This window comes from Bacteroides sp. M10, from assembly GCF_014334015.1.
GTDB lineage: Bacteria > Bacteroidota > Bacteroidia > Bacteroidales > Bacteroidaceae > Bacteroides > Bacteroides intestinigallinarum.
Genome location: NZ_CP060488.1, coordinates 1263428 through 1276305 on the forward strand (window position 1 = coordinate 1263428; position 12878 = coordinate 1276305).

Here is a 12878-nt window from a genome sequence, read left to right on the forward strand (position 1 = left end):
ACCTATTCCATATTTGTATAAACCACTAATCCATCCGTCGGTAATTCAAGAAATAAACCTTTTTCCAGATTTAGCTTTATTCCCGTAACATTCGGTAACTGCTTACAATCACCCTCCTTCAATATTTCATTCTCAATATAATTGTACTGACGAATATCTTCCAAGACAGGCAATGAGTTACTCTTGAATAAAACAGTTCTCTCTTGACCGGAAACATTAACTACTCCAATAGTATATTTTCCTTTATGCTCTACTGCAACGGCACGAACTCCTTTATCTTCTCCCGTCTCTACCGCATAAACAGTACTTCCTTTCGGTATATATTTAGACAAAAGCGACCAGGCATAATAAGAAGGACGAACCTCTTCTTCCTTAGCGCCACCAAAATATTCTTCACCCAAGATATTCCAGAACCCCCATATTTTCAATTTGTCAGGTCCTTCCTCTGTCTTAGAGTGCATAGCATCATCCAACATCCAAATCAAGGCTCCAGAAAATCCTTCATTCATAGTCTGAAACAACGCATCTGCCATATCGATCCCATAGAAATGATCATAGACAAACATCTGCGAGTCCTCACGCGAAGCGTGTGGAACTTTGGAAATACGTTCGTTATTCTCCTTTTCTAACAAAGTATCTGTTTTTAAAAATTTCAATCCGATCTCCCCCATAATAATTTGACTTCCTTGAGGTACTCTTTCTTTATAAGCACGAATTATCTTCGAATACTCCCCAGAATTAACAGTCGACTTTGGAGGATACGTATGAATATCATAAAGTTTAATAGCCTCATTAAACCGGGTAGCACAACTGTCTATCCACCAAGCTTCCGATTGATCCCAAATAGCAGCATCCGGCCCGGCCAATCCCACTTTATCAGCAAGTCCGTAATCATGCATCCGGCGGTCAAAATAACGAATGGCCCGTGCCCAAAGATCATAATTGGCCTGATTAGAGGACCAGTCACCATTCGGTTCATTTATCATATTATAGTATTTGATGCAATCATATCCTTTACGGTTGACCAGAAAATCTGCATAACGTGCTGCATTAGAAAGCATGAAAGTATCAATCCGGTTAGTTACCGGATCCACCATTCTACCTCCCCAGTCACCCATCATCACAGTAATACCCCGTTCCTGGCAATAGGTAAGAATTTTACTGACCTGATCGAAATCATACATCTCATCCAGTTTCCCATTCTTCAGATAATCTGTAGTATACACCATCATCCGGATAAACTGGGGACGCATGTGATCAAGACGTGCATAAAGTTTATTCCAGTCTGACTCGGAAATGGTAACACGCCCATTTCCATAATCCAACTGGTAAGGGTCCCATTGTACCCCATTACCTAAATAAGAAGTGCTGATAATACTATCTTTGTTTATCCTGAAAATCACTTCCGCATTTTGTACCGGCTTCTGACAGCCGATACAAAACAACAGAAATAATATTTGTAACAGAACTTTCATAAAATCATTGTTTTTTTCTGATTTGAACATAGAAATCCCAAGGAGCATAGACTATCTTATCATAAGCAGAGTAAATTGGTCCCCAATCACCAGCCGATTTCAGATTGCCAAATTTCAAAGCACTATCCTGTATGGTAAGAGTCTTACCCCAATACACAATATCTCCACTGTTCACCAAACTGGCAACATACGTTTTATCACCTTTTGTAAACGTTACGGTTTCCGTAGTATAGTCACGCACCCAATGGCTTGTACCCTGTGGTACTTTCCTATAATTATAATTCACATCAATCACAGTTTGCCCATCCGGCAAACCTCCGGCCCAAATAAAATCGGCAAATTTACCATCCACACCTGCATCATGGATACAAGTTCCATACGTCTGTCCGTTTTCGGTAATTCCCTCAAAAGTAAATTCAAGCGTATTATCAAGCTCTGCTTTCACTCCGGTCTGCTCATTCCACCAAGATGGATCAGATGACAGATTCACAAAGTCAACACCTCCATAATAAGGACCTGTTCCTCCAAATACATCCAATTCGTGAATCTCCCATTTTCCAACAAGTGATTCTACCAATGGAGTTACCCGAACCGTATACTCCCGCTTCTCGCCAGACACAGCCGTTACAATTATTGTTGCAGAATGGCTGACAGGATCGAAATTCAACGCATCGCCGGAATTGACAGAAGAAGAAGCTTTATAAGAAACTTCCATCTTTTTAATTTTGATTGCCTGTGAAAAGTCTGGATTCACAATTGTCACTTCAACCGTACCTTTTGTAGGATCATCTACATTTAAGCTGATAGTAGCATCTCCCGCCTGATTCTCAAAAGTTAATCCCAATATTCTTCTCTCTTTATTCCAGTCACCTTCTTCCACCTCATCCAATGGATTGACCTGGCAAGCTCCCAGCAAAAAAGCGGAAACAATAAGCCAATATATATATTGTAGTACTTTCATATGATTACTCCATTAAAATTAAACGAATCAATTACGTAAATTAGGATTTAAATCCACTTCTCGTTGAGGTATAGGATAGAATGCGGCTTCTGCTTCTGTAATACCTGCACTCTTCGCATTAGGATCCACTTTAGTCACCATTGCCTTCCGTCGTAAATCATACAGGCGATTCCCCTCAAAAGCAAGCTCCCACGCACGTTCCCGGACAACCATATCACGGAATTCAGACACCGATGCAGGAGTCGGAATATTACCCAGTCCAGCACGCGCACGAATTCTTTGTAACCAGGCCCCATCATCACTTCCCTTAGCCTCTACATACATCAAAGCAATATCCGAAAAACGAAGCAAGTAAGGTTTTACACTTGACTTATCACCGGTATTACCCGTCACTTGATCAGGGTCAGTATATTTCAAAGTATACGGATAAGCCGAAGTGGCATATACCGAACCGTCAGCATTATAAATCTCGGTATTAATCAGGTCTGTACGACGCTTATCAGTTTCATCGTAGGTACGATAAAATGCCATATTGGTAGGGAACACCTCAAACCCGTAGTGGGAAGGATAAAGAGAGGAGCCTGCTTTCACATAAAAGTTGCCTCCATTATTATATGGCAGGAAAAGCATTCCTATCTTAGAATAATTACCCTCATTAAGACCTGTACGATCCATTGACATAATAAAGACATGTTCCGGTCCGTCAGGCTTGTTTACATCATATATATCCGCCAAATTCTCCGAGAGTCCAAAATTGCACTCACCTCTTTGCGAAGCATCCAATACATTCTTTGCACAAGTGGCTGCATTCGCATACAAATCTTCCACCGAAGCAGCCATTTCCGTATAGTTGGCTACTCCGCTTTCCTTGGATGAAGCAGCGGTCAAATAAAGTTTAGCCATCAATCCTTGAGCTGCCGCTCTATTGGCACGTCCAGTCTTTTGAGTATAATCCAGTAATGATTCTGCCTGCTTCAAATCTTCCAGCATAAAATTATATATATCATCCATCGATTTAGCCATGGAAGGAGTTGTGCCGCTCACAGTCTGTACCATCTCTTTCTGCATAGGAACCAGGCCGAATACCTTCACCAAATTAAAGTGATTATATGCACGCAAAAAATAAGCTTCTCCAAGTATTCTGTCTTTAACTTCTTTCGGCAGTTCGCTCTGTTCCACGTTATATATCACGGCATTAGCCCGATTAATGGCAATATAACAATACTTGAAATATATCTGTAAAGTCTGATTATTGGCATTATCTGATATTTTCCACTCATCTAAAGCTTGCGCACCAGGGTTATTGGCATCTTCACCAGATTTCAAACTGACCGTTTCAGAAGCAGCTTCGCCGATATAATATATTCCCCGTGAATACTCCAGAAAGGTAAGTGCATTATAAGCATACATTAATGCAGACTCTGCATCTTCAGGAGTTTTATAAAAATTCTTTTCTGAATAAAATCCGTAAGGCGATTCACTTAAATCGCAGGACACAACTCCGACCATCAGAGTGCTCCATAGAAATATAGATAGTATTTTAGTTCTCATAATGCTAGAATTTAAAAAGTAATGTTCATACCTAGAGTAAACTTGCGGAAACGCGGATAACCTCCCCAGTAAATACCATCCAGTCCAACTTCCGGATCGTATCCGTCGAATGAAGTGAAGGTATACAGATTATTAATCGAACCATACAGACGAAGGCTGGAGACACCTTTACAAAGATGGTCAAATGTATAACCAAAGTTTATATCCTGAATTCTCACAAACGAGCCATCGCGTACAAACCAGTCGGAAACTTTCGGAGTGCGGTTCTGGCGCAAACTCGGATATTCATTGTTCGGATTATCAACTGTCCAGCGTAAAGGCATTGTGGCAGGATTAGTCATTCCATATTGATAAAGCACATCATTACCAAATACTCCATTTAAGAAAATCGACAAATCAAATTTCTTATATTTAAAACTCAAATTCAAACTGGCTGTAAAATCAGGATTCGGATTACCGATGATTGTGCGATCCTTTTCATCCACCACTCTATCATTATTAATATCCATGTATTTCAATTCACCGGCTTTCGCTTCATCACCACTCATCCCCGCCTCAATACCTTCGGCATTGGATTGAATAATTCCATTTGTCTTATAACCATAAAACACATTTAACGGCTGACCCACTGCAAGGATATTTACGCTACCTACAGGTTGTTCAGTAAGTGTAGCTCCTGTAAACTCGTATTGCATACCCGTATTCGGATCCACATTCAATCCTGATGACGCCACACTTCCCAAGCTCAAGACCTTACTTCTATTGCGGGAGAAAATAAATGTAGAATTAAAAGAGAAATCTTTTGTACGTACAACATCAGCATCAATCGTAAACTCAAAACCACGATTCTGAACCTCACCATCATTCACCCACATTTTGTCATAACCCGAAGACAAAGGCAAATAACGCTGACGCAACAAATCAAAAGTATGCTTCTTATACCAGTCGAATACCAAACGAATACGATTATCCAGCAAAGTCACATCAAATCCGAAATTCAGTTGACGGGTAGTTTCCCATTTCAAATCCTTATTAGGAATCCCTCCCCAATACTTGTATCGTCCGTCTGAACCATAAGATCCAATCACATAACCAGGTCCGATAGCCGTATTCCATGCACCGTTATCATAATATTTTTCATTTCCATAACGACTTAATGTCTGATAAGGAGCAATCCCTTGGTTTCCAGAAATACCATAGCTAGCACGTAATTTTGCCTCATTAATAAACTTCAGATTAGACATGAACTTCTCATTATGCAACTTCCAAGCCAACGCTCCTGAAGGGAAACTAGCCCATTTGTTATTATCACCAAACTTAGAAGAACCATCTGAACGGAAAGTAGCAGTAAGCAAATACTTATCCATCCATGAAAAGTTGATCTTTCCATAGTAAGAGACAAGTTCTGATTCTGAAAATCCATTAGAAACCTGATTCTTTTGCGGATTTCCGGCTCCGATATTTTCATTACCCAACGACTCATTCACAAAATCATAGCTATCCAAAGCAGAAGAACGCTCCATACTATACTTATATGAATAACCTGCCATTGCAGTTAAATGCCCATGCATTCCTAACATTCTATCATAAGTCAGATAAGTTTCAGGAATAACATCCTGCCCATACCAATTGCCAATATAAGCATGACCATTATTGAAAGTACCATCTTCTGTATACTTCTTAGGATTGTACAGGTCGTTCACCGTTGTACCATACTTATAATTTAGTTGACCTTTCCATGTCAATCCATCTATTATTTCCCATGTCGCCAACCAAGAAGAAAGTACATCCATCCCCTGATTTTTGTTTTTGACAGTATTGGCTAAAGCAATCGGATTACCATAATCCGTAGGACTGGATTGATAATAATTCCCTTCTTCATCATAAACCGGGAACAGGGGATTTCTACCTATATCTCCACTATTTGCATTTCTCCAGTTCTTTGATAAAATATTAGATGTACGAATAGAAAAGTTCTTAAAAGCTTTATAGTCTACATCCAACTTTGCAGATAGTTTACGATAATTATCCTTAATATACGTCCCTCGATCATCGAAATAGTTCACACTTAAATTATAAATCAGTTTGTCATTTGCACCACTAATAGAAAGCGACGTGTTATTTGTAACAGGAGTACGCAAAATTTCATCATCCCAACGCGTGAAATAAGGCCATGCTCCACTTGAAATTTCTTCTACAGAAGGATAATATGTACCATTATCAGTTCTTCCGACATACAAAGGCAACTGCCCGGCATTCACTCTTGATTCATTATCCAGTTGTGCCATCAATACAGGGTCACGCCACAAATTCAGTTTGGATGAGAATTGTGAAATGATTGTCTGATGTGAGAAATTAATATGAGTAGTGCCCTTACCTGCCTTTCTTGTAGTTACCATAATCACTCCATTAGCTCCGCGAGAACCATAAATAGAAGTAGATGAGGCATCTTTCAGCACTACTATATCGGCAATATCAGCCGGATTAATCTGCTTTAAGTCTGCCCCCTCTCCCAAAGGGAAACCATCTACTACTACCAATGGAGACTGCGTTCCATTAATTGAACTAATACCACGAACGATAAATGCAGGATTACTGCCCGGCCCTTGCCCTGAATTCACGATTTGCAAACCGGCAACCCTTCCCTGCAAAGAACTGAAAACTGAATTGTTAGCAGGCAAATCTTCCAGTTTATCCATTTTTATTGTGGAAACAGAACCTGTCAAATCTCCCTTCTTCACACCACCATAACCCACAACTACAACCTCATTCAACTGCGCCACATCTTCCCTCAATACAAAATTTATTCGTGACTGATTAACGATCGCCTGTTCTGCCACATAACCAATAAAACTACATACCAGCGTTTGTCCCTTCTTTACAACAATGGAAAATTCCCCATTCACATTAGAAAGAGCTCCATTTTGTGTCCCTTTTACAAGAATACTTGCTCCAGGTATAGGCTCCCCTTTATCATCCTTTACTGTCCCACTCAAATCAATTGTTTGAGCAAAGACCCCCATTGCAAAAATCAGCAATGGAATCATACACATAAATACCTTTTTCATATATATCCACTTTAAGTTAACACTTATACATGTTGATTATAGAATTCGGGGCAAATATATGAGGTTAAGTACAATTAGAATTCACTTTTTATGCTGATTTATAATACTTTCTTGAACAAAAAAATCCAATAAAACAATAAACCACTATATATCAAAGCTTTACAAATTGCATATTATAAATACCACTATAATATTATTTTGTTTTTTATTGATATTATATTGAAATTATTGATAACTTTGCATTCAATCAAGCCAAACACGATACATTATGGGAACTATACAATGTGAAGTAACACCTTTAACTGATGAAGATTTATTCGTGCTCCTGAATAATCCGAAGGCTAAATTTGATTATCCAATTCATTTTCATTCTGATTATGAATTAAATCTGGTTATGAATACTTCAGGAAAAAGAATCATAGGAGACTCGATTGAAGACTTTGAAAATTGCGACCTTGTATTACTTGGTCCCGGATTACCTCATAAATGGAAAGCTCCTACTTTGGATGAAACGCAGGTTATCACCATACAATTTCATGAGCAAATGTACAATTCGTTTCTCCTTAATAAAAGAGTATTCGAACCTATCAGAGAATTACTAATCCGTTCGACCAGAGGTATTGTCTACACAGGAAAAACCTTTGAACGAGTCAAAGAGCGATTGCTGAATTTGAGTAATGCCCGCGGTTTCAATACGGCATTAGAGTTTTACAGTATTCTCTATGATTTATCCATTGCAGATGAACAGAGATTACTCACTAGTGCCTCTTATGACAGTTCACTCCTTGTCCGGGAGTCTCGTAGTCGACGGATAGAGAAAATCTGCAAGTATATTGAAGTCAATTTCAAAAAGGATATTACCCTTAAAGAAATAGCCGAATTAGTGAATATGTCGGAATCAGCAATCAGCCACTTCTTCAAAAAACGTACAAACCGGAGTTTCATCACCTATCTCACTGATGTACGAATCGGTTACGCTTCCCGTTTGCTAGCTGAAACAACACAAAGTGTGGCAGATATCGCTTTCGAATGTGGTTTTTCAAACCTCTCGAATTTCAATCGTATTTTCAAGAAATACAAAAATCAAACTCCAACCGATTACCGTATTGGAGTACATAAAACCATTACTAAATTCTAAAAATATCATTTATATCTATGAAAACTGTCATTATCGAAGACAAACAACGAATCGAGTCCATTATCCTTCATTGCGATGCCTGCTTTGTAGGTTTCACAGATTTAGAAGGTAATCCCTACGTAGTTCCGATGAATTTCGGTTATGAGAATGGCATCCTATACCTTCATTCGGGTCCCGAAGGCAGCAAGTTGGAGATGTTGGAACATAATAATAATGTCTGCATCACTTTCAGCGTCGGTCATAAACTCGTATATCAGCACGAGAAAGTAGCGTGCAGTTACAGTATGCGTTCCGAAAGCGCCATGTGCCGTGGCAAAGTGACATTCATAGAAGATATGGATGAAAAACGCCGGGTATTGGATATTATCATGCGTCATTACACGGATAGCGAGTTCAACTATTCCGAACCTGCCGTGCGCAATGTCAAAGTATGGCAAGTGCCCATCGAGCAGATGACGGGAAAAGTCTTCGGTTTGCGAGCCAACGAAAAGCCATGAAACGTTTTCCGGCTCTCTGCCTGTTGACCATCTTCCTTCTGTTACCTGCCCTTTCCATTTTCGCACAATCAGAAAAGCAGGTAAACAGCCACTCTTTTACCTATCAATACCTCACCACCAAGGAAGGATTAAGCAACCAGCGCGTATTCTCCATCCTCGAAGATAAGAAAGGCTTCATCTGGATTTCTACCCGTTCAGGGGTGGACTGCTTCAACGGAAGAACCGTAAAAAACTACAGCCTTTTCGGCGAAGACATCATCGTTGACGGAGCCGGACGTATGATCTACCTCACGAAAGACTCACACGAAACACTCCGGGCATATACAAGTGCCGGTAAAGTATTCAAATATGATCCCATCTCCGACGCCTTCACGCTGGAGATTGACGTAGCGGAACTAATGAAAAACGGAATACTCCTCAACAATCTCTTCATCGACTCATCCGACCGCTTCTGGTTCGGACTAAAAAACGGTTTGTTCTGCTACGACAACACCAACCGGCACATAGAGAATATATTAAAAAAGAAATGCATCAACACCATCCATTTCTCACCATCCGACGAAACCCTGTATATCGCCACTACCGAAGGATTGTATAAACGCAATCAGCAGAATGGAACAATTACCACCCTATTGCCCGAATGTTACATCCAGTCCGTTTTCTACGATCCCGCAACCCATTTGCTCTGGATAGGAACTTTCAATTCCGGAGTAAAAGTGCAGGATACCCGTACCGGAGATTTCCTGTCGAACGAATCACTGAACAAGCTGCCACATCTCCCCTACCGTTCCATCATCCCCTACGACCCACAAACATTATTACTGGGAGTAGACGGAGCAGGAGTCTATGCAGCCACCCGTGATGCCGGACACTCCTGGTCCTTCCTCAATGCGAACCTGGAAGAAGAAGGAGAACTGAAAGGAAACGGCATTTATGCCCTCTGCAAAGACAGTTCTTCCAACCTATGGATCGGCAGTTATACAGGAGGTGTAGCCTACGCCAATCCGAAGAAATATCTCTTCGAACTTACCCAACATGAATACAAAAACCCGCAATCACTCATAAACAACCACGTCAACGCTATCCTCGAAGATCATGAAGGCGACCTATGGTATGCCACCAACCAGGGAATCAGTGTACACCTGCTAAAGTCCGGCGCCTGGAAACACTTCCTGAAAGAAAACGTATTCCTGACTCTCTGTAACGATGAAAACGGAAATGTATGGACCGGAGGTTACGGCACAGGCGTCTACTGCCTCAACAAACATACAGGCATCCGCCAGCATCTCACCACCGAACGTCCCGGTACATTGACCACAAACTACATTTACTCAATCGTAGAAGACAACAACAAGGATCTATGGTTTGGCGGCATGTATGGCAACCTCATCCGATATACCCCGTCTCAAGCAGGGAAAGCGGAACAGTTCGCTTCCTACGGCATTACGCTCATCAACTCGATAACCACAGTCGGCAAAGACACGATAGCCCTTGCCACGGCCAACGGGCTCTACCTGTTGAACAAACAAACCGGCAATTTCAAACAATATTTCACCTCCCCCTCCAATGCCGACACCCGGAGCAACAGCTTCATCTACTCCATGTATTTCCCCACCCCCGACAAAGTGTGGTTCGGTACAGACGGAGGAGGCATCAACTTATTAGACCTGAAAACAGGCAAAGCCGTCACCTACTCCACAGCAAACGGCCTTCCTTCCAACTATATATACAGCATCCTTCCCGACAACAAAGGACACCTATGGCTTAGCACAGACAAGGGACTGGCCTACATCACCACCTCCCCCTCTCCCGCAATAACCAACATCGGCTTCCTCGACGGACTGGCAAATGAATTTAACTTCATGTCCTACACCCGTCTAAGAAACGGAGACTTCGTCTACGGAAGTACCAACGGCGCCGTGCGCTTCAACCCGGAAAACTTTACCCGTCCTCTTTACGAAGCCCCCTTGTTGTTCACTTCCTTCGAAGTTCCGCAAAAGTCACGTGAAAAGACCGAAGAGAAAAAGATTCAATTCAACCGGATGCTGAACGAAGGAAAAACGATCGAGTTGAAATACAACGAGAATTCTTTTCTCATTTCCTTTATCTCCGTCTCTTACCAGTATCAACAAGACATCCACTACAGCTACCAACTGGAGGGTTTCGAACAAAACTGGAGTGCTCCTACCAACGAATTAAGCATCCGTTATACCAATATTCCTCCGGGCCATTATACGTTCCGCGTAAAAAGCATGAGCAAAAACGGCGGACAACAACTGGACGAGCAAACCATCCGCATACACATTGCGCAGCCTTACTGGAATACAGCAATCGCCTGGCTGATATACATCATCCTGCTGGCAGGCATCACCTATTTCATCTGGCGTTTCTTTGCCAACAAGATGGAGAAAAAGCACTTCTCCGAAAAGATACAGTTCTTTATCAACACCGCCCATGACATCCGCACTCCGGTGACGCTTATCATGGCTCCGCTTAGCGATTTAAGCAAGGAGGACGGACTGTCCGGAGAAGGGAAACGATACCTCCAGATAGCCCGCAAGAATACGGAAAAGCTATACAACTTAATCACGCAACTACTCGACTTCCAGAAGATAGACACAACACATCTCACACTTCAGGTTGCAGAGTACGATTTGAAATCATACTTGCAGGAAAAAGTGCTTAACTTCCAGTCCCTTTGCGAAAGCAAACAAATCCGGATGGAATTATCAGTGCCCGAAGTCCCCGTCTCACTTTGGATGGATAAAGACAAAGCAGACAAAATATTCGATAACCTGTTATCGAATGCAGTGAAGTACACCCCTGCCGGCGGAACTATTTCAATCACAATAGAACAGAATGATAAAAAGATAACCGTAGAAGTCAAAGACAGCGGTATCGGTATTCCGCGTAAAGCACAACGGTATATCTTCTCCAATTTCTACCGTGCCGAAAATGCCGTCAACTCCAAAGAAACCGGAAGCGGCATCGGATTACTGCTGACCCGTCGCCTGATGAAACTACATAAAGGAAACATCTCTTTTACCAGCAACGAGGGCGAAGGTTCCACCTTCCTGCTCACTTTCCGAAAAGGGAACCGCCATCTGGCACGCTACATCCTTTCGGGGAAAACATCTCCTCTATCTACCTTCCTAACGGATATATCCACAGAAGACAATAGCAGCGAACTATCACCGGAGGTAAATACAGACCGGGAAACAGGAACCGTTCAGCATACAGACCGATACGATGAAAACGAGCCGAACCAGACAACTCATACTGACAAAGAACGAATCTTGATTGTAGAGGACAACGACGATCTGCGTTTCTACCTGAAAAAGACATTTTCTTCCATCTACACCGTCATCGACAAACCCGACGGAGAATCCGCACTAGAATATCTGCAAGGGGCATCAGTAGATTTGATTATCTCCGACGTCATGATGCCGGGCATTCAGGGGGACGAATTGTGTCGCCAGCTCAAATCGGACTTCACCACCTCGCATATCCCCGTCATCCTATTGACTGCCAAAACGGAGAAAGACGCCATCCTCGAAGGATTGGAAAGCGGAGCGGACGATTATCTCACCAAGCCTTTCGACACGGAGATCCTGAAGACTAAAATAAAAGGAGTATTACAGAACCGCAAGATTATGCGGCAGTATTTCCTTTCTCATTCGCTCAATTCCATTCCTGCTACGGGGCAAAGCGAAGAGAAAGAGGACACCGAATGTGCCAACCTCCTATCTCCCATGGACAAAGAGTTTTTGGAACGTTGCACAAAGCTCGTTACTGAAAATCTGGCCAATCCGGATTTCACCATCAACCAGCTCTCCCGTGAGCTGGCATTAAGCCGTACTATATTCTACGAAAAACTGAAAGCCCTGACAGGGCAGGCGCCTAACGAATTTATCAAACTCATACGCATGACAGAAGCTGCCAATCTATTAAAACAACAGGTTCCGGTGCAGGAAGTCGCTCTTTTGGTTGGCTTCACAGATTCCAAGTACTTTAGTACAGTATTTAAGAAGCATTACGGAGTATCTCCAAGCAAATTCCTTTAGAAAAAAGCGAATAAGATGCAAATCCGATAGTTTTTCAACCTATTCCGATAGCTTTCAAACCCGTCCGGACACGATAACACCCTATATTTGCGATGTTATCAACAATCTAAATAATCTAATTAAG

At 41.8% G+C, this 12878-nt stretch carries 7 protein-coding genes; 3 read left to right on the forward strand and 4 right to left on the reverse strand.

The window, feature by feature from the left end; translation table 11 throughout:
• Positions 1-2: 2 nt before the first annotated feature.
• Genes H8796_RS04795 through H8796_RS04810 form a run of 4 tightly spaced genes read right to left on the reverse strand, consistent with a single transcriptional unit; the run spans position 3 to position 7055 of the window.
• Positions 3-1475 (reverse strand): cellulase family glycosylhydrolase, encoded by a 1473-nt coding sequence (locus tag H8796_RS04795; RefSeq protein WP_009001216.1) that lies wholly within the window; start codon positions 1473-1475, stop codon positions 3-5.
• A gap of 4 nt (positions 1476-1479) precedes the next feature.
• Complete coding sequence (locus H8796_RS04800; protein ID WP_009001217.1) at positions 1480-2436, reverse strand: hypothetical protein; 957 nt, start codon at positions 2434-2436, stop codon at positions 1480-1482.
• 27 nt (positions 2437-2463) lie between these two features.
• Complete coding sequence (locus H8796_RS04805) at positions 2464-3987, reverse strand: RagB/SusD family nutrient uptake outer membrane protein (RefSeq protein WP_009001218.1); 1524 nt, start codon at positions 3985-3987, stop codon at positions 2464-2466.
• An 11-nt stretch (positions 3988-3998) separates the two neighbouring features.
• Positions 3999-7055: a TonB-dependent receptor gene (locus tag H8796_RS04810; protein WP_117932638.1), complete on the reverse strand. Its 3057-nt coding sequence runs from the start codon at positions 7053-7055 to the stop codon at positions 3999-4001.
• 268 nt (positions 7056-7323) lie between these two features.
• Between H8796_RS04810 and H8796_RS04815 the strand changes: the two genes are divergently transcribed.
• From H8796_RS04815 to H8796_RS04825, 3 genes are read left to right on the forward strand one after another with little or no spacing between them, the layout of a single operon-like run.
• Complete coding sequence (locus H8796_RS04815; RefSeq protein WP_009001220.1) at positions 7324-8193, forward strand: AraC family transcriptional regulator; 870 nt, start codon at positions 7324-7326, stop codon at positions 8191-8193.
• Between the two features lie 17 nt (positions 8194-8210).
• The gene (locus tag H8796_RS04820) at positions 8211-8690 is read left to right on the forward strand and encodes a pyridoxamine 5'-phosphate oxidase family protein (protein WP_117932636.1); all 480 of its coding nucleotides are present in this window, start codon (positions 8211-8213) and stop codon (positions 8688-8690) included.
• Entirely contained in the window at positions 8687-12754 is a 4068-nt protein-coding gene (locus H8796_RS04825) for a two-component regulator propeller domain-containing protein (RefSeq protein WP_117932634.1), read from the forward strand. Before H8796_RS04820 ends, H8796_RS04825 begins: the two co-directional genes overlap by 4 nt.
• Positions 12755-12878 lie beyond the last annotated feature (124 nt).

What these genes read in the sequence shown, in the direction of transcription:
- H8796_RS04795 (WP_009001216.1), bottom strand. Translation starts at nt 1,475, where the DNA reads ATGAAAGTTCTGTTACAAATATTATTTCTGTTGTTTTGTATCGGCTGT.
- H8796_RS04800 (WP_009001217.1), bottom strand. Translation starts at nt 2,436, where the DNA reads ATGAAAGTACTACAATATATATATTGGCTTATTGTTTCCGCTTTTTTG.
- H8796_RS04805 (WP_009001218.1), bottom strand. Translation starts at nt 3,987, where the DNA reads ATGAGAACTAAAATACTATCTATATTTCTATGGAGCACTCTGATGGTC.
- H8796_RS04810 (WP_117932638.1), bottom strand. Translation starts at nt 7,055, where the DNA reads ATGAAAAAGGTATTTATGTGTATGATTCCATTGCTGATTTTTGCAATG.
- H8796_RS04815 (WP_009001220.1), top strand. Translation starts at nt 7,324, where the DNA reads ATGGGAACTATACAATGTGAAGTAACACCTTTAACTGATGAAGATTTA.
- H8796_RS04820 (WP_117932636.1), top strand. Translation starts at nt 8,211, where the DNA reads ATGAAAACTGTCATTATCGAAGACAAACAACGAATCGAGTCCATTATC.
- H8796_RS04825 (WP_117932634.1), top strand. Translation starts at nt 8,687, where the DNA reads ATGAAACGTTTTCCGGCTCTCTGCCTGTTGACCATCTTCCTTCTGTTA.